Source organism: Streptomyces sp. NPDC005483, assembly GCF_040606035.1.
Classification (GTDB): domain Bacteria; phylum Actinomycetota; class Actinomycetes; order Streptomycetales; family Streptomycetaceae; genus Streptomyces.
This window is the reverse complement of the sequence record NZ_JBEXEA010000009.1, coordinates 217,047-234,326: the sequence shown is the minus strand read 5'-3', so window position 1 is coordinate 234,326 and position 17,280 is coordinate 217,047. Positions and strand designations below refer to the sequence as shown.

16 protein-coding genes, 1 pseudogene and 1 riboswitch are annotated in these 17,280 nt (G+C 71.2%); of the genes and pseudogenes, 8 read left to right on the top strand and 9 right to left on the bottom strand.

The window, feature by feature from the left end:
* Positions 1 to 51: 51 nt before the first annotated feature.
* Positions 52 to 753, top strand: a complete 702-nt coding sequence (locus ABZT06_RS19565; protein WP_355741897.1) for a response regulator transcription factor — start codon at positions 52 to 54, stop codon at positions 751 to 753.
* Entirely contained in the window at positions 750 to 2,210 is a 1,461-nt protein-coding gene (locus tag ABZT06_RS19560; RefSeq protein WP_355741894.1) for a HAMP domain-containing sensor histidine kinase, read from the top strand. The genes ABZT06_RS19565 and ABZT06_RS19560 overlap by 4 nt, the downstream gene beginning before the upstream one ends.
* Positions 2,211 to 2,267: 57 nt before the next feature.
* Here ABZT06_RS19560 and ABZT06_RS19555 read toward each other — a convergent pair whose 3' ends face one another.
* The 4 genes from ABZT06_RS19555 to ABZT06_RS19540 form a co-directional block, all read right to left on the bottom strand.
* The gene (locus tag ABZT06_RS19555; RefSeq protein WP_355741891.1) at positions 2,268 to 2,666 is read right to left on the bottom strand and encodes an ATP-binding protein; all 399 of its coding nucleotides are present in this window, start codon (positions 2,664 to 2,666) and stop codon (positions 2,268 to 2,270) included.
* 27 nt (positions 2,667 to 2,693) lie between these two features.
* On the bottom strand, positions 2,694 to 4,250 hold the full coding sequence (locus ABZT06_RS19550) for an ABC transporter substrate-binding protein (RefSeq protein ID WP_355741888.1): 1,557 nt from the start codon (positions 4,248 to 4,250) through the stop codon (positions 2,694 to 2,696).
* 194 nt (positions 4,251 to 4,444) lie between these two features.
* A complete protein-coding gene (locus ABZT06_RS19545) occupies positions 4,445 to 5,761 on the bottom strand; it encodes a metallophosphoesterase (protein WP_355741885.1) in 1,317 nt (438 codons plus the stop codon).
* 6 nt (positions 5,762 to 5,767) lie between these two features.
* Positions 5,768 to 6,028: a hypothetical protein gene (locus tag ABZT06_RS19540; RefSeq protein ID WP_355741882.1), complete on the bottom strand. Its 261-nt coding sequence runs from the start codon at positions 6,026 to 6,028 to the stop codon at positions 5,768 to 5,770.
* 91 nt (positions 6,029 to 6,119) lie between these two features.
* Here ABZT06_RS19540 and ABZT06_RS19535 point away from each other — a divergent pair, with 91 nt between their 5' ends.
* Positions 6,120 to 7,415, top strand: coding sequence for a D-alanyl-D-alanine carboxypeptidase (locus ABZT06_RS19535; RefSeq protein ID WP_355741879.1), 1,296 nt, complete (start codon positions 6,120 to 6,122; stop codon positions 7,413 to 7,415).
* Here the strand turns inward: ABZT06_RS19535 and ABZT06_RS19530 are convergent.
* Complete coding sequence (locus ABZT06_RS19530) at positions 7,360 to 8,271, bottom strand: YihY/virulence factor BrkB family protein (RefSeq protein WP_355741876.1); 912 nt, start codon at positions 8,269 to 8,271, stop codon at positions 7,360 to 7,362. The genes ABZT06_RS19535 and ABZT06_RS19530 overlap by 56 nt on opposite strands.
* Before the next feature lie 224 nt (positions 8,272 to 8,495).
* On the opposite strand from ABZT06_RS19530, the pseudogene ABZT06_RS19525 reads away from it, so the two are divergent.
* Positions 8,496 to 9,223, top strand: a pseudogene (locus tag ABZT06_RS19525) (FAD-binding oxidoreductase); the annotation flags it as partial.
* Between the two features lie 130 nt (positions 9,224 to 9,353).
* On the top strand, positions 9,354 to 10,109 hold the full coding sequence (locus ABZT06_RS19520; RefSeq protein ID WP_355741873.1) for a decaprenylphospho-beta-D-erythro-pentofuranosid-2-ulose 2-reductase: 756 nt from the start codon (positions 9,354 to 9,356) through the stop codon (positions 10,107 to 10,109).
* A gap of 91 nt (positions 10,110 to 10,200) precedes the next feature.
* On the opposite strand, the gene ABZT06_RS19515 is transcribed toward ABZT06_RS19520, so the two are convergent.
* Positions 10,201 to 10,785 (bottom strand): 2'-5' RNA ligase family protein, encoded by a 585-nt coding sequence (locus ABZT06_RS19515; protein ID WP_355741870.1) that lies wholly within the window; start codon positions 10,783 to 10,785, stop codon positions 10,201 to 10,203.
* 187 nt (positions 10,786 to 10,972) lie between these two features.
* Complete coding sequence (trpS, locus tag ABZT06_RS19510; protein WP_355741867.1) at positions 10,973 to 11,986, bottom strand: tryptophan--tRNA ligase; 1,014 nt, start codon at positions 11,984 to 11,986, stop codon at positions 10,973 to 10,975.
* Between the two features lie 142 nt (positions 11,987 to 12,128).
* On the opposite strand from trpS, the gene ABZT06_RS19505 reads away from it, so the two are divergent.
* The 3 genes from ABZT06_RS19505 to ABZT06_RS19495 all read left to right on the top strand — a co-directional run bounded on the left by ABZT06_RS19505 (position 12,129) and on the right by ABZT06_RS19495 (position 14,506).
* Entirely contained in the window at positions 12,129 to 12,689 is a 561-nt protein-coding gene (locus ABZT06_RS19505) for an RNA polymerase sigma factor (protein ID WP_355741864.1), read from the top strand.
* Positions 12,682 to 13,596 (top strand): hypothetical protein, encoded by a 915-nt coding sequence (locus tag ABZT06_RS19500; RefSeq protein WP_355742241.1) that lies wholly within the window; start codon positions 12,682 to 12,684, stop codon positions 13,594 to 13,596. The genes ABZT06_RS19505 and ABZT06_RS19500 overlap by 8 nt, the downstream gene beginning before the upstream one ends.
* Before the next feature lie 265 nt (positions 13,597 to 13,861).
* Complete coding sequence (locus ABZT06_RS19495) at positions 13,862 to 14,506, top strand: hypothetical protein (RefSeq protein ID WP_355742238.1); 645 nt, start codon at positions 13,862 to 13,864, stop codon at positions 14,504 to 14,506.
* A gap of 38 nt (positions 14,507 to 14,544) precedes the next feature.
* Here the strand turns inward: ABZT06_RS19495 and ABZT06_RS19490 are convergent, their stop codons facing one another.
* Both ABZT06_RS19490 and ABZT06_RS19485 read right to left on the bottom strand, forming a co-directional pair.
* Positions 14,545 to 15,996, bottom strand: coding sequence for a glycine hydroxymethyltransferase (locus ABZT06_RS19490; RefSeq protein ID WP_355741861.1), 1,452 nt, complete (start codon positions 15,994 to 15,996; stop codon positions 14,545 to 14,547).
* A gap of 41 nt (positions 15,997 to 16,037) precedes the next feature.
* Positions 16,038 to 16,127: riboswitch (ZMP/ZTP riboswitch) on the bottom strand.
* Positions 16,128 to 16,237: 110 nt separating this feature from the next.
* On the bottom strand, positions 16,238 to 17,089 hold the full coding sequence (locus tag ABZT06_RS19485; protein ID WP_355741858.1) for an LLM class flavin-dependent oxidoreductase: 852 nt from the start codon (positions 17,087 to 17,089) through the stop codon (positions 16,238 to 16,240).
* Positions 17,090 to 17,280 lie beyond the last annotated feature (191 nt).

Sequence of the window (17,280 nt, the reverse complement as noted above, 5' to 3'; positions counted from 1 at the left end):
TCCAAAGGGCGAACCGGCCCGGCTGTCAGTGGCCCGGCCGATACTGGGGACATGACTGGGGGAGAGACGAAGAGTCCGGGCACGGTGCTGGTGGTGGAGGACGAGGAGAGCATCGCCGACGTCCTCGCCATCGCCCTGCGCTACCACCGGTTCGAGGTGATGGTCGCGGGCTCGGTCCGCGAGGCGCTCGCGCTCACCGACCGCACCCGCCCGGACGCGGCCCTGCTCGACGTCATGCTGCCCGACGGCGACGGCCGCGCCCTCGGCCGTGAACTGCGCGCGCGGCGGCCCGACCTGGCGCTGGTCTTCCTCACCGCGCGGGACTCCCCCGCCGAGATCGTCGGCGCCCTCGGCTTCGGCGACGACTACATCACCAAGCCGTTCAACATCGACGAGGTCGTCGCCAGGATCACCGCGGTCCTGCGCCGCACCCGCCCGGCCGACGTCCTGCCGCAGCACCCGCCGCTGCGCTACGGCGACCTGGAGCTGGACGAGACGACGTACTCGGTGCACCGCGACGGCCGCACCGTCCAGCTCACCCCCACCGAGTACGCGCTGCTGCGCTTCCTGGTGCGCAACGGCGGCCGGATCGTGCCCAAGGAGCAACTCCTGCGCCACGTCTGGCAGTACGAGCACACCCCGCCGGAGTCGACGGTCGTCGAGACGTACATCAGCTACCTGCGGCGCAAGCTGGACACCCTGGGACCGCCGGTGATCACCACCCGGCGCGGTGTCGGATACGGGCTCGCATGAGGGTGCGCCTGGCTCGTCGCCGACACGGCATCCACTCGCTGCGCGGCAAGCTGACGCTGGCCAACGTGGTGCTGCTCGCGATCGGCATCGTCGCCGCGACCGCGGTCAGCGTGATGGGCATGCGGTACTACCTGCTCGACCAGATCGACGGCGAACTCCTCAAGACCCGCGACTCCCTGGGCGGTTCGCAGCTCACCCTGCGGGAGATCGACTCGCTGAGCATGCTGGGCTTCGTGCGCGACCGGCTCATGCCCGCGCGGCAGGAATCGAGCGGTGAGCGCTCGGCGGAGACCGTCTTCGCGCTGGTCGACCGCCGGGGCGTGCCGATCGGAATCCTCGGCTTCGATCCGACCGAGTCCCAGCAGGGCCTGGCGAAGGCCGCAGGCGACCCGCGCGCGCTCGCTGCCGACTCAGAGCCGCACGACGTCACCCTGGACGGCTCCACCTACCGCGCCACGGCGGCCCGGCTCGGCGACGGCTCGTACGCGCTGCTCGCCGCGCCCACCGACGTCCTGCACCAGGGCGTCGCCAAGGCCGTCCGGCTCGACCTCGCGATCGGCAGCCTGCTCCTCGCGCTGCTGGCCTGTCTGACGATGTTCAGCGTCCGGCGCCGGATGCGGCCGCTGGAGGACATGGTCGAGACCTCGTCGGCCATCGCCGAAGGCGATCTGACCCGGCGCATCCCCTCCAGCTGCGACGCCACCCTGGAGGTCGAGCAGCTGCGGGTCGCCCTCAACTCCATGCTCCACCAGGTCGAGTCGGCGTACCGCACGCGCGAGCGCAGCGCGGCCCAGCTGCGCAGTTTCGTCGCCGACGCCTCGCACGAGCTGCGCACCCCGCTGTCCGCGATACGCGGCTACCTCCAGCTGTACGACAAGGGCATGCTCTCCGACCCGGACGAGCGCAAGCGTGCCTGGGCGCGGGTCCTCGCCGAGACCGACCGGATGGGGCGGCTCGTCGACGAGCTGCTCACCCTCGCCCGCCTCGACCAGCAGCCCGAACTGCGGTTCAGGAACGTCGACCTGAGCCGGCTGGTGCGGGACGCGGCCGAGGATCTGCGGGTGCAGCAGCCCGACCGGCCCGTCGAGGTCGCCGCCGAGGGCTCCCTGCTGGTGCGGGCCGACGAGTCGGGGCTCAGACAGGTCCTGGGCAACCTGGTGGGCAACGTGCGCACGCACACGCCCGCCGAGGTGCCGGTGCGGCTGGGGGTGGAGCGCGAGGACGGAGTCGTACGGCTGTCTGTCGCGGACCAGGGACCGGGGCTGTGCGCGGACGACGCGGCCCGCGTCTTCGACCGGTTCTTCCGGGTCGGCGGCGGCGCGGGCAGCGGCCTTGGCCTGGCGATCGTGCAGGGCGTGGTCCGGGCCCACGGCGGCGAGGTGGCGGTGCGCACGGCGCCGGGCGAGGGGCTGGCGGTGACCGTCACCCTGCCGGTGCGGGAGTGTGCGGGGCAGTGACTCAGGCCGCCCGGACGTGCTCGGCGAGCCTGCGCGCGGTCCGCCGCGTACGTCCGCTCAGTCGGCCGTCACCAGGGCCCACACGGTCTTGCCGTGCCCGCCCCGGCTCCACACGCCCCACGCGGCGGCGACGTTCTCCACCACGTGCAGACCCCGGCCGGTCTCCTCGAACTGGCCGGCCGCCCGCAGCCGCGGTGCAGGCCCGCCCTCGTCGGAGACCTCTATGAGACAGGAGCCGTCCGCGAGAGCGGTCACCGCGACCTCGAACTCCCGCTCCAGGAGCGGCCCGTGGCGCACCACGTTGGTGGCCAGTTCCGACACCAGCAGGACCGCGTCGGCCAGCGACGAGCCATCCGGCCCGTGTCCCCAGTCGGCCAGATGGTCCCGGACCCGGCGCCGGGCGAGACCGACGGAAGCCGGATGCCGGGGCAGCCGGAAGGAGTTGCGCCTCAACACGTCTGCTCCGGCGCGATCGCGTCGGGATCAGATCCAGCTCAGGCGCCAGAGCCGGAAGACTCCGGTGCCGTCCGAGAGGTACTGGCCGCCGCCGACGTCCTCTGTGGTCACGACGTAGTCCTTGGCCTGCCACAGGGGGATGACCGGCACATCGTGGGCGACCGAGGTCTGGAGGTCGCGGAAGTCCTGCTCGGCGTCGCTGCGGTCGGCGTAGCGCTGGCTGTCCTGGATCAGATGGTCGACCTCGTTGCTGCTGTAGCCGGTGTTCATGGTGCCGTCGGTGCCGACCAGCGGGGAGCCGTAGGTGTCCGGGTCGGGGAAGTCGGCCACCCAGCCGACCGCGTAGGCGTCGAGCTTCCCGCTCGCCCAGCGCTTTTGGAAGTCGGTCCACTCGTAACCCTTGAGCGTCACCTTGAACAGGCCACTCGCCTCCAGCTGCTTCTTGAGCTCCTTGGCCTCAGCGGCGGCGGAGCCGCTGTTCAGGCCGTAGCCGTAGGTGAAGCTGACCGGCGTGGTCACGCCGGCCTCGGTGAGCAGGGCGCGTGCCTTCTTGACGCTCGGCTCCGGGTAGGCGTCGAAGAACGACGTGGTGTGGCCGGTGATGCCCGTCGGGATCAGCGAGTAGAGCGGGTCGACGGTGCCCTCGTACACCGTGGCGGCCAGCTGCTCGCGGTTGATGAGCCAGGCCATCGCCTGACGCACCTTGTCGTCGTGCAGCGGCTTGCCCGCGCGGGTGTTGAGGTAGAGGTTGCGGACCTCGGAGCTGTCGGCCTCCGAGACGCGCTGACCGGGATCGCTCGGGTTGAGTCCGGCGAGGACGTCCGGCGGCAGCTGGCGGTAGGCGACGTCGAGCTGCTTGGACTTCCAGGCGCTGCTCAGCTTGTCCGAGTCGCCGTAGTAGTCGAGTTCGACCGGGCGGCCGGTGCTCTTGATCTCGCCCTTGTAGTCGCCGTTGGGCGTGAGGACCGCCTTCTTGCCCTTCCTGTACGTCGTCAGCTCGTACGGCCCGGTGCCGTCGACGCCGTTGTCGGTGCGCAGGGAGTTGGCGGGGTACTTGGTGCTGTCGACGATGGCGCCGGCCCCTGTGGCCACCTTGAACGGGAAGGTGGCGTCGGGCGAGGACAGCCGGAAGGTGACCGTCCGGCCGCTGGCGCGGACCGACTCCAGGGTGTCCAGCAGGGTGGCAGGACCCACGTCGGAGTTGATCTTCTTGACCCGGTCGAAGGAGTACTTGACGTCCTTCGCGGTCATCTCGCGGCCGCTCGGGAACTTGAGACCCTCGCGCAGCACACATTGGTAGGTCCGCAGATCACTGCCCTCGAACGCGCAGCTCTCGGCCGCGTCGGGCACGGGCGTGACGCTGCCCGGCTCGAAGGCCAGCAGTGACTGGAAAACGTTGTTGAACAGCGCCCAGGAACCGGCGTCGTAGGCGCCGGCCGGATCGAGTGCGGTGACCTCGTCGGTCGTCCCCACCTTGATCGTCCTGCCCGTCGCGCCTCCGGACGGGAGCAACTGCCAACCGCCTACTCCCACAGCCCCGAGAACCAGCAGCGTCGCGAGAATCCGCATGCGAACCGACCGCATCGGTTTGCCCTCCCCGGACCCCAGTGGGTCCCAGTGCACATGCCACCCCCTAGTGGCGCGGATCACCTAATCACAGGTGTTTCACCTGGGGGAAGAGGGATTTGTCGAGTTGGGCAAGACGTTACCGCAAGAAATTTCAGCCATGTTTCACAGGTCTCTCACAGCCTCTCCCCGCGTAAGTCCTCCGGACGCTGTCAGGTCTGCTTCGACGCCAGTTCGATCACCGTGATGTCCGAAGGGGCGCCCACGCGCGTGGGCGGGCCCCAGGCGCCGGCGCCGCGGCTGACGTAGAGCTGTGTGTCGCCGTAGCGCTCCAGGCCGGCGACCGTCGGGTTCGCGGCCTCGGCGAGGAAGTTGCCGGGCCAGAGCTGGCCGCCGTGGGTGTGGCCGGAGAGCTGGAGGTCGACGCCGTGGTCGACCGCGTCGTGGATCTGGACCGGCTGGTGGGCGAGGAGCACGCACGCGCGTGCCGTGTCCCGGTCGCCGAGGGCCTTGGCGAAGTCGGGGCCCTGGCCCTCGCTCTCGCCCGCGATGTCGTTGACCCCCGCGAGGTCGAACCACGCCAGTTCCGTACGGTCGTTCTCCAGCGGGGTCAGACCGAGCCGCCGTACCTCCTCGACCCACTGCTCGGCGCCGGAGAAGTACTCGTGGTTGCCGGTGACGAAGAACGAGCCGTGCCGTGCCTCGAGCCGGGCGAGGGGGGCGGCCGCCGGACCGAGGTCCTTCACGCTGCCGTCGACCAGGTCGCCGACCACCGCGATCAGGTCGGGCCGGGTGGAGTTGATGGTGTCGACGACCTTCTGGGCGAAACCGCGCCCCAGCACCGGGCTCAGGTGGATGTCGCTGACCACCGCGATCCGGTAGCCGTGCGCCGCGCGCGGGAGCTTCGCCAGCGCCACGGTGACCCGCTTGACCTTCGGCCCGCGCAGCACTCCGTAGGTTCCGTAGCCGACGGTCCCCACGGCGGCCGCGGCGGCGGCTCCGGCGACGACCCGGGAGACGAAGAGGCGGCGGGAGGGGGCGGCGACGAGAGGGGGCGGGCCGGATTCCTGCACCTGCCCGGACGTCTGCCCCGGCTCCCGCGGCTTCTCGGACGCCTGCCCGCCCTCTCCCGGCTCCCGCGGCTTCTCGGTCGGCGCTCCCGCCGGCACCCGCTCCGGACGCGGTACGGCTTGCGCGGCCGGCTGCCCGCGCCCGTCCCGGCGTTCGAGGAAACGGCGCAGCAGGGGCCGTACGACCTCTCCCGCCACGACCGCGAGCAGCAGGTAGATCGACAGCGCCAGCCACAGGAAGCCGGGCCACGCGAGCACACGCTGGAGCCAGAAGGGGGCGCCGGTCCGCTCCGCGACCAGGGCGCCGATCGCCAGCAGCCAGCCGCCCCCGATGAGCACCGCGCCCACGCGGCGGGCCCGCCCCGGGCCGCTGGTCGTGTCGCGGAACAGGCGGCGCCACAGGTACCAGTTGGCCGTCACGAGGACGGTCAGGGCGAGCAGTGCGAAAACGATGACCACGGTCTGCTAACTCTCGGGGGTCGGCTGTGAGTTCCGGCGCAGTGCGCGCACTCCACGCAACCCGATGAGCCCGACGACCGTCCCCAATACGAAGGAGACGACGGCCAGCAGCAGGTGCACCCAGAAGTACCCCGTCGGGTCGCCCGCGTCGTCGAACGCGAGCCCGCTGGCGTCCTTGACGAGGTTCTTGACGAAAGTGAGCCAGATGACCCAGCTCCACACCCCGAAGGCGAGCAGGAACCAGGAGACGGGGCGGCTGAGCTTCATGGGTCCAGTATCGCCGTCCGCCACCCGGTCGGGCGGGCGGGGTGGGGAGGGCAACGGGACTTCACCGTCCGCGGCCTGTACGTTCCTGAGCGTGTCCGCTCCCCTGAAGAAGACCGCCAGGCGATCCCTGCTGGTCACCTCCGCCGCCCTGTCGTCCCTCGCGCTGACCGCGCCTGTCGCCCTCGCGGCCCCCAGTCCGTCACCGAGCGCCTCCCCGAGCGCCACGCCCCCGGCGAAGATGTCGACCGTGGGCGGCACGCGGCTCGGCCAGGCGGGCACCCAGGTCAATCTCGCCAGCGGGGTCCCGGCGCTGCCGAAGGACATCACGGCGCGGTCCTGGATCGTCACCGACGCCGAGTCCGGCGATGTGCTCGCCGCGCACAACGCGCACTGGCGGCTGCCCCCGGCGAGCACCATGAAGATGCTCTTCGCGGACACCGTGCTGCCGAAGTTCGCCAAGACCGAGCAGCACAAGGTCGTGCCCTCCGACCTCGCGGGCATGGGCGCCGGTTCCAGCCTGGTCGGGATAAAGGAGGGCGAGACGTACACGGTCCACGATCTGTGGCTCGGTGTTTTCCTTCGCTCCGGCAACGACGCGGTGCACGTCCTGTCGGCGATGAACAAGGGCGTCACCAAGACCGTCACCGAGATGAACGAGCACGCCGAGGAGCTCCAGGCCCTCGACACGCACGTGGTCAGCCCCGACGGCTACGACGCCCCCGGCCAGGTCTCCTCCGCCTACGACCTGACCCTGTTCGCCCGCTCCGGGCTGCAGAAGAAGGACTTCCGCGAGTACTGCTCGACGGTCACCGCGAAGTTCCCGGGTGAGACGAAGACGGACAAGAAGGGCAAGATCGTCCGCAAGCCCTTCGCGATCCAGAACACCAACCGGCTGCTGAGCGGCGACTACGACATCTCGCAGTACCAGGGCATCGCAGGTGTGAAGAACGGCAACACCACCAATGCCGGCGCCACCTTCACCGGTGTCGCCGAGCGCAATGGCAGGGTGCTGCTCGTCACGATCATGCACCCGTCGAAGGAAGAGCACAACGAGGTCTACAAGGAGACCGCGAAGCTCTTCGACTGGGGCTTCAAGGCGGCCGGCAAGGTGGAGCCGGTGGGTGAGCTGGTGCCGCCGAAGGGTGCCGCGCGGCAGGAGACCTCCGGTGAGGCCGGGGGCGGTTCCGGCGGCTCCGGGCAGTCCGCGGGTCCCGGGGCTTCGGCGAAGCCCGTCGCGTCCGCCACGGCCAACGGGGGCTCCCGCGGCATGGAGACCGCCTTCGCGATCGCCGGCGGCCTCCTCGTGCTGCTCGCCGGCGCGGCGTACCTCGTCAACCGCCGCTGGCCGCTGCCGGATCTGGTACGTCGTCGCTCGCCTCGTCCGTGAGCTCCTGCGCCTTGCTCCCCGTCGCCGTCCACGCGGCGCAGAACAGCACCAGTTTCGCCGTGAAGTTGATCCACAGCAGCAGGGCGACGGGGACGCCGAACGCGCCGTACATGCTCTTCGTCGCCACGCCCTGCATATAGCCGCTCAGCAGCAGCTTCAGCAGCTCGAAGCCGACCGCGCCGGTCAGTGCGGCGACGACCAGCCGGCGGCGCCCCGGCTCAACCCCGGGCAGCAGGGTCAGGACGTACAGCAGGAGCAGGAAGTCGGCGAGTACGGCGACGACGAACGCGGCGATCCGCAGCAGGACCCGTCCCGCGCTGCCCTCCTGGAGGCCGAGTTCCCCGCCGATCCAGTCGACCAGCGCGGAGGCGACGGTGGAGATGGCGAGCGTGACCAGGACGGCGCCGCCGAGCCCTACCAGGATGCCCAGGTCCTTGCCCTTGCGCAGGATCGCGTTCTCGTCCTCGTCGGGCAGCTCCCACACCGCGCGCAGACACTCGCGCATCGAGCCGGCCCAGCCGATGCCGGTGAACAACAGGGCGGCCGCGGCGATGAGGCCGACGGTGCCGGCGTTCTGCACCAGGTCACCGATGTTCAGCTGGTCGGAGATGCCGGGGACCTGGTCCGCGATCTTGTCCTGGAGGTCGTTCTGCTGCTTCGTGCTGAGCGTGGCGGCGGCGATCGCGGCGGCCACGGTGAGCAGCGGGAACAGCGCGACGAAGCTGGTGAACGTCATCGCCGCGGCCAGCCGGGTCCACTTCACCCGGTCCAGCCGTTCGTACGACCGCCACGCGTGCGAGGCGGTCAGGCGCACCCAGAGCGGCCCGACGACGGGGAGTCTCTTCAGCCAGTCCATGATCGGATCTTGCCCTCCGTGTGGAAGACCGATGTGTGAGTACCCCGAAAACACGTGCAAGCGGCGCGTGCGGTGCAGATGAGTCAGCGTGCCCGCTACCACTCGGCCGGCACCGTGCGCTGCAACTCCGCAATATTGAACGACATCCCATTAATCACCCATCTCGGGTAGAGAGCTGATGTTTGCTGGCAAATTGTCCCTATAGCGGCGATACGGTCACCCGCATGTCTGCCGACACCGTTCCCGTCACGGGATGGGGCCGCACCGCCCCACCGCGGCCCCTCCCGTCCGCCTGCGGAGCTACGAGGAGGCCGTGGCCGCCGTCCGGGGCTGCGGGACCCGCGGCGGCATCCCGAGGGGCCTGGGGCGGGCCTACGCGGACGCGGCACAGAACGCCGGCGGCGCGGTGTTCGACATGACCGCCCTGAACCGCGTCCACGCGATCGACGCCGACAGCGACACCGTGCTGTGCCACGCGGGGGGATCCCTGCACCGGCTCATGGAGGTGCTGCTGCTCCTCGGCCGGCTCGTGCCGGTGACGCCCGGCACCCGCTACATCACCGTCGGCGGCGCGATCGGCGCGGACATCCACGGCAAGAACCACCATGTGTCCGGCTCCTTCTCCCGCCATGTGCTGTCCTTCGAACTCCTCACCGCCGACGGCGAGATCCGCACCGTGCGCCGCGGCACGCCCCTGTTCGACGCGACCACCGGCGGCATGGGCCTGACCGGGATGGTCCTCACCGCGACGGTCCAGCTCCAGCCTGTCGAGACCTCGCTGATGTCGGTCGACACGGAACGCGCGCGGGACCTCGACGACCTGATGACCCGTCTGACGACCGGAGATCGCGGATACCGCTATTCGGTCGCCCGGATCGACCTGCTGGCCCGCGGGGCCGCGACGGGACGGGCGGTGCTCACCCGGGGCGACCACGCACCGCTGGACGCGATGTGTTCACCTCCGACCTGGCCCGCCGTCTCTCCCTCTGAGTCCTCTGAGTCCTCTGCGCCCTCTGCGTCTCCCGAGTCCTCCGACTCCACTGAGTCCACTGAAGATCCCCGGCCCTCTCAAGGAGCTGTTCGTGAAGGACGCCTTCGGCATCCCCGAGTCCCTGCTCGTCCTCGGCGGTACGTCCGAGATCGCGCTGGCCACCGTCCGTCGTCTCGTCGCCCGTCGTACCCGCACGGTGTGGCTGGCGGGGCGCCCCTCCCCCGGCCTGGAGTCGGCCGCCACGCAGCTGCGCACCCTGGGGGCCGAGGTCCACACCGTCGCCTTCGACGCGCTGGCCCCCGAGTCCCACGAGTCGGTGCTCGGCAAGGTGTTCGCCGAGGGCGACATCGACATGGTGCTCCTCGCCTTCGGGATCCTCGGCGACCAGGCCCACGACGAGCGCGAGCCGGTCGCCGCGGTGCGGGTGGCGCAGACCAACTACACGGGCGCCGTCTCGGCCGGCCTGGTGTCCGCGCGCGCGTTGCAGGCCCAGGGGCACGGCTCGCTCGTCGCGCTGTCCTCCGTCGCCGGTGAGCGCGCCCGCCGGGCCGACTTCATCTACGGCTCCAGCAAGGCGGGCCTCGACGTCTTCACGCAGGGGCTGGGCGACGCCCTGCACGGCACGGGCGTCCACGTCATGGTCGTACGCCCGGGGTTCGTGCGGTCGAAGATGACGGCCGGTCTCGAGGGAGCACTTTTCGCCACCACTCCGGACGCCGTCGCGACGGCCATCGAGCTGGGTCTGCGGCGCCGCTCGGAGACGGTATGGGTACCGGGAGCGCTGCGGGTGGTGATGTCGGCGCTGCGGCACGTGCCGCGGGCGGTGTTCCGGCGGCTGCCGCTGTAACTCCGGGTATGTCCGCTGTGACTCCGGGTATGGCCCGGTGAAGCTGCGGGTACGGCTGGTGGAACCGCGGTTACAGACCCTGTACCAGGAGTTACAGCTGGCTCGTGGGCAGGGAGCCGCGCTCCACATGGCCGGCCTGGGGCGGCACGACCGACCCCCCGAAGGCGAACTCGCGCAGCTTGCGCCACACCCCGTCGGCGCCCTGCTCGTAGAGGGCGAAGCCGGTGCACGGCCACTCCGCCTCGAAGTCGGCGAGCTCCTCGAAGGCGCGGTCCATGGCCGCCTCGTCGATGCCGTGGGCCACCGTGACATGCGGGTGGTAGGGGAACTGGAGTTCCCGCGCGACCGGCCCCGACGCGTCACGGACCTGCTTCTGGAGCCAGGTGCATGCCTCGGCGCCCTGGGCGACCTGGACGAAGACGACGGGTGACAGCGGCCGGAAGGTGCCGGTGCCCGACAGCTTCATCGGGAACGGCCGGCCCGCCGCGGCGACCTCGGTGAGGTGCGCCTCGATGGCGGTCAGCGCGGTGTCCGCGACCTCGGTGGGCGGCAGCAGGGTGACATGGGTGGGGATGCCGTGAGCCGCGGCGTCGCCGAAGCCCGCGCGCCGCTCCTGGAGCAGGCTGCCGTGAGGCTCCGGGACCGCGATCGACACACCGATCGTTACGGTCCCCACGTCGTCTCCTGTTCGTCCCGGTCGTCCTGTCGGATTCGTTCCCAGCCGTCCGGCTATCGACTGTACGGCCACGGCTGTGCTGTGGGCAGGCGCAGGCATAGTGATGTGCAGCGCTCTGCCCGGTGGTGCTGGTGTGCGGTGGTGCGCCCCGTGCCCGGCAGCCGGTGCCGCCGGGCTGTGCCGGCGGTCAGTGCTTGGCGGGCAGGAAGCCCACCTTCTCGTACGTCTGGGAAAGGGTCTCCGCGGCGACCGCGCGGGCCTTCTCCGCGCCCTTGGCCAGGATCGAGTCCAGCGTCTCCGGGTCGTCCAGGTACTGCTGGGTCCGCTCCCGGAACGGCGTGACGAACTCGACGACGACCTCGGCGAGGTCCGTCTTGAGAGCGCCGTAGAGCTTGCCCTCGTACTGCTGCTCCAGCTCCGGGACGCCGGTGCCGGTCAGGGTCGAGTAGATGGTGAGCAGGTTGCTGACGCCCGGCTTGTTCTCGGCGTCGTAGCGGATGACGGTGTCGGTGTCCGTGACCGCGCTCTTGACCTTCTTGGCGGTGGCCTTCGGCTCGTCGAGAAGGTTGATGAGGCCCTTCGGCGTGGACGCCGACTTGCTCATCTTGATCGACGGGTCCTGGAGGTCGTAGATCTTCGCCGTCTCCTTGAGGATGTACGGCTTCGGGATCGTGAAGGTCTCGCCGAAGCGGCCGTTGAAGCGCGTGGCGAGGTCACGGGTCAGCTCGACGTGCTGGCGCTGGTCCTCGCCCACCGGGACCTCGTTGGCCTGGTAGAGCAGAATGTCCGCGACCTGGAGGATCGGGTACGTGAACAGGCCGACGCTGGCGCTGTCGGCGCCCTGCCGGGCGGACTTGTCCTTGAACTGGGTCATGCGGGAGGCCTCGCCGAAGCCGGTGAGGCAGTTCATGACCCAGGCGAGCTGGGCGTGCTCGGGGACGTGGCTCTGGACGAAGAGCGTGCAGCGCTCCGGGTCGAGGCCCGCGGCGAGGAGCTGGGCCGCGGCCAGGCGGGTGTTGGCCGTGAGCTCCTTCGGGTCCTGCGGAACCGTGATCGCGTGCAGGTCGACGACCATGTAGAACGCGTCGTGGGACTCCTGCAGGGCCACCCACTGGCGGACGGCGCCGAGGTAGTTGCCGAGGTGGAACGAGCCTGCGGTGGGCTGGATTCCGGAGAGCACGCGGGGTCGATCAGAGGCCATGCTCACCATTCTCTCAGGTGTCGGCGGCCGATCCGGAACCAGTCGGAAACAGATGCGCCACGGGTGGGAACCGATCCGGTCCGGGCGGTGTACCAATCGTGTGAGGACGCGGGAGGGGGGCCGCATCGTCGATGAGGCCGCGGTGATCGCACGCGTACGCGCCGGAGAGCCGGAGGCGTACGCGGAGCTGGTGCGAGCCCATACGGGCCTGGCCATGCGAGCGGCCGCCGCGCTCGGGGCGGGTGCGGACGCGGAGGACGTGGTGCAGCAGGCCTTCGTCAAGGCCTACTGCTCACTGGGCCGCTTCAAGGAGGGCTCGGCGTTCAAGCCGTGGTTCATGTCGATCGTGGCCAATGAGACGAGGAACACAGTGCGGACGGCGGCACGCCAGCGCACGCTCGCCGGCCGCGAGGCGGCCTTCGCCGGGGCCGAGCCGCTGATACCGGAGTCGGCCGACCCGGCGGTCGCGGCCGTCGAGATAGAGCGCCGCGCCGCACTGGAGTCCGCGCTGGAGAGGCTGAGCGAGGAGCACCGTCTGGTCGTCACCTACCGCTATCTGCTGGAGATGGACGAGTCCGAGACGGCCCAGGCCCTCGGCTGGCCCCGGGGGACGGTGAAGTCCCGGCTGAACCGCGCGCTGCGCAAGCTCGGCAAGCTGCTGCCCGATTTTGAGCCTGGGGAAGGGGGTGATGAGCGTGAGTGAGTCCTACGGCGGTGAGGGCGCCGGCGACAGCGGGCGCGAGCGTGGGTCCCGGCTGCCCGAGGAGCTGCGGGCGCTCGGGCGTTCGCTGGACGTGCCGGGTGCGGGCGGGTCCGAGTCGATGGTGGAACGGGTGCTGGAGCAGATACTCGCCGAGCGGCTGCCGGTCCCGGTGGCCCAGGCTTCGGGTCCCGGTGAGCGGCTGCGGGCGGCGCGGCGGTGGGCGCGCGTGCGGTGGCGTTCGCTGACCGCGACCCTGTGCGGGCTGCTGGCGGTCCTCGCGCTCACACCCCCGGTGCGGGCGGCGGTCCTGGACTGGTTCGCCTTCGGCGGGGTGGAGGTGCGGTACGACCCGTCGGCGGTGCCCTCGCCGGGGGCCGAGGTGCCCGGTTGCGGGCGCTCGGTGTCACTCGCGCAGGCCGAGCGGCGGGCCGGGTTCGAGCCGCTGGTGCCGAGGGCGCTCGGCACTCCGGACGTGGTGACGGTGACGGCCGAGCCGCAGGCGCGGTCTCTGGTGAGCCTGTGCTGGCGTGAGCGAGGGCGCACCGTCCGGCTGGACGAGTACCGGGCCCGGCTGGACATCGGCTTCACCAAGAGTGTGCGGGAGCAGCCGGAATGGCTCTCGCTGGACGGGGACTCCTCCGGCTCCGGGGCGGTCGATGACACGGCTCTGTGGTTTCCGCGGCCGCACCTGCTGAGCTTCTGGCTGGTGGACGCGGCCGGCTCCTCCTACACCCGCGAGGAGCGGACCGCCGGACCGACCTTGCTGTGGATGCACCGGTCGGGCGCCCTGGACGTGCCACAGGTGACGCTGCGGCTGGAGGGGGTCGCGTCGAAGGCGCGGGCTGCGGCGATCGCGAAGTCCCTCGGCGAGACCAGGAGCGTGGGCGCCGAGAAGTCCTCGGATTAGTGCGGGCGGGGTGGGAACCGCGTCGGGCCGGGCGGTGTACCAGAAGTGACACGCGGCTCACGGACGGGCCGCACGGGGACCTTTGGCCGGGGCAGGTGCCGCGCCAGGAATTACGCGATGTGTGACGAAAGGACGTGCTCGCGAGCTTGAGGAAGCGAGGCTGAGTCGATCGAGGGGGATGGCTGTGCGGAGCAGACTCACAGGACTGCGGCTCGGGCCGCGCAGAGCGCTCGCGGCGCTCGCACCATTGGTCGCGGTGGTGACCGTGCTCGCGGCGCCTGCGGCCGGCGCGGCGACACCGCCGACGCGGGAGGCGGGCCTGGACAGGCCCGATCTGGCGATGGTCGTCACCGGCGATTCGGGCCGGACGAAGGCCGTGCGTGCCGACGAGCCGTACTTCACTCGCCTGTGGCAGCTGCTGCAGCCGACGTACACGGGCACGGAGCGGGTCTCGGACGGCTGGGAGGAGGGCCGGTACCCGCCGGTGCGGTTCACCGTGCTGTGGGGGCTGACGGGGGTGGGTGGCTGGCCTCGGACGGATTCGGCGCCGGGGGGTGATGTGGCGGTGGCGCGGCAGGACCAGTTGTTCCTGGCCGGGGACGGCACGCCGTGGGTGCGCTCGGATCCGGCGCCGGAGCGGGAGGACGACGACATCCGCTGGCACCGGGCGCCCCGGGAGGTTTTCGACCGGCTGGACCGGGCGGGCCTCGCGGGCAGCGTCGGGGGGCAGCGGGACGAGAGGTCCAAGGGTTCGGCGGGCCCGGACCGTGCCGTGTGGTGGGCGGTGCCCGGGCTCGTCGTGGGATTCGCGGCGGGAGTCGGCGGCACGCGGCTGATACGCCGCGCGGCGGCCGGGCCAGGAGCCGGGCCGCCGCGGGATGAGCCACGACAGGAACTCATCGATCTCTGAGAGTCGCCGGTCTTTGACAACTCAAGAGAGGACGCGTGTCAGCCGAGGTCGATCTCCGGGTACAGCGGGAAGCCGGCCACGAGGTCGGTGGCCCGGTGGGAGATCTCGTCCGCGACCTTCGGGTCCAGGATGTGCTGGGCCTTGGAGGGGGCGCCCTTGCTGGTGGTGCCGGGCTCCGTGGTGGTCAGGACGCGGTCGATGAGACCGGCCACCTCGTCCATCTCGGCGGTGCCGAGACCACGGGTGGTCAGGGCGGGGGTGCCGATGCGGATGCCGGAGGTGTACCAGGCGCCGTTGGGGTCGGCCGGGATGGCGTTGCGGTTGGTGACGATGCCCGACTCCAGCAGCGCGGCCTCGGCCTGGCGGCCGGTGAGGCCGTAGGAGGAGGTCACGTCGATCAGGTTGAGGTGGTTGTCGGTGCCGCCGGTGACCAGGGTGGCGCCGCGGCGCATCAGGCCCGCCGCCAGGGCGCGGGAGTTGTGCACGATCCGCTGGGCGTAGTCCTGGAAGGAGGGCTGGCGGGCCTCGGCGAGGGCGACGGCCTTGGCGGCCATGACGTGCGGGAGCGGGCCGCCGAGGACCATCGGGCAGCCGCGGTCGACCTGGTCCTTGAGGGAGTCGTCGCACAGCACCATGCCGCCGCGCGGGCCACGCAGCGACTTGTGGGTGGTGGTGGTGACGATCTGGGCGTGCGGCACGGGGTCGAAGTCGCCGGTGAGGACCTTGCCGGCGACGAGACCGGCGAAGTGGGCCATGTCGACCATGAGCGTGGCGCCGACCTCGTCGGCGATCTCGCGCATGATCCGGAAGTTCACCAGCCGGGGGTAGGCCGAGTAACCGGCGACGATGATCAGCGGCTTGAACTCGCGGGCCGAGGCGCGCAGGGCGTCGTAGTCGACGAGGCCGGTGGCGGGGTCGGTGCCGTAGGAGCGCTGGTCGAACATCTTGCCGGAGATGTTGGGGCGGAAGCCGTGGGTGAGGTGGCCGCCGGCGTCCAGGGACATGCCCAGCATGCGCTGGTTGCCGAAGGCCTGGCGGAGCTCGGCCCAGTCGGCGTCGGAGAGGTCGTTGACCTGACGGACGCCGGCCTTCTCCAGGGCGGGGACCTCGACGCGCTGGGCGAGGACGGACCAGAAGGCGACGAGGTTGGCGTCGATGCCGGAGTGCGGCTGGACGTAGGCGTGGCGAGCGCCGAAGAGTTCCCTGGCGTGCTCGGCGGCGAGGGATTCGACCGTGTCGACGTTGCGGCATCCGGCGTAGAAGCGGCGGCCGACGGTGCCCTCGGCGTACTTGTCGCTGAACCAGTTGCCCATCGCGAGGAGGGTGGCCGGGGAGGCGTAGTTCTCGGAGGCGATCAGCTTGAGCATCTCGCGCTGGTCGTGGACCTCCTGGCCGATGGCGTCGGCGACGCGCGGCTCGACGGCGCGGATCACGTCGAGGGCGGCGCGGAAGGCTGTGGACTCGGTGGACAGGGGCTGCTGCTCTGACATGGCGGCCTCCGGGCTGCGTGGCTTGAAGCGGTCACGGATCACGGTTCGGCCCAGGCGCACGGCACTTGGTCACTCACAGGCCGCTCCCTGATGGTCCGTCCCATCCCAGCGCGCCAGTCACGGCCTGTCGGCCAGCCTACCGGGCACGTCGGAGGGCACCTGTGCGGCGTCCGCCATGCGAGCGACGGCTTCGAGGCCGGGCCGCGGGTTCCGGGCCTCGAAGCCGTGGCGGTGGTGGACGTCAGGACAGGGCGTCGGCGAGGCGGTCGATCTGGTCGGGGTCCGAGGCCCAGCAGTAGAGCATCACCTCGTCGGCACCGATACCGAAGTAGGCGTCGGCGGCCTTACGGACCTGCCGCGGTGTGGTGAGCAGGCCGGCCTCCATGTACGCGACGTGGCCACTGAAGGCGTAGTAGTCACGGAGGTTGTGGCGGGCCCGGTCCAGGGTGCTGTCCGGGCCGAGGGCGACGTTCGCCTGGGCGACCAGGCGGGGGCGGCCGGGGCGGTCGTGCTTCTGCCAGGCCGTTTCGGCGTCGCGGAACAGGTTGGACATGAAGGAGGGCGGCAGGGCGGCGCCGAGGAAGCCGTCGCCGAAGCGGCCGACGCGTTCGAGGGCGGCGGGGGCGAAGCCGCCGAACAGGACCTCGGGGCCACCGGGGGTGGTGGGGCTGGGCCCGATGGGGCCGACGCCGTCTCCGTACGGCTCGCCGGACCAGGCGCGGCGCAGCAGGGTCAGTTGTTCGTCGAGGCGGCGGCCTCGGCGGTGGAGGTCGGTGCCGGCGGCCAGACAGTCGTCCTCGCGGCTTCCGACACCGATGCCGAGCGTGAAGCGGCCGCCCGAGAGCCGGTCGAGGGTCGCGGTCTGCTTGGCGAGCAGGGCGGTGTTGTGGAGGGGCGCGATCAGCACCTCGGTCTGGACACGGATGCGGGAGGTGGCGCCGGCGAGGGCCGCAAGGGTGACGAGGGGCTCGGGGTTGTCGTAGACGAGGCGGTCGAGCAGGCCGAGGGTGCGGAAGGGGCTCGCGTCGGCGCGCCGGGCCCAGGTGAGCAGCTGGGCGGGGTCGTCGATGGGGAGGCCGAGGCCGATGTGCATGGGAGAGTCCTCCGGAGGGCGTACGGGATCCGCCGGTCGGCCGGATCCGGTGCCGCCCCTCCGTGGTGCCGCGCGCTGTGCGCGGACCTGCTCCCGTTCTGCGGCGATGGTTCAAGAGAGCGTGTGCGTCAGAGTGCGCCGACCGTAACGCGGTCGGGCGAGGTGCGGCAAAGCGTTTTCGACCGGTGCCC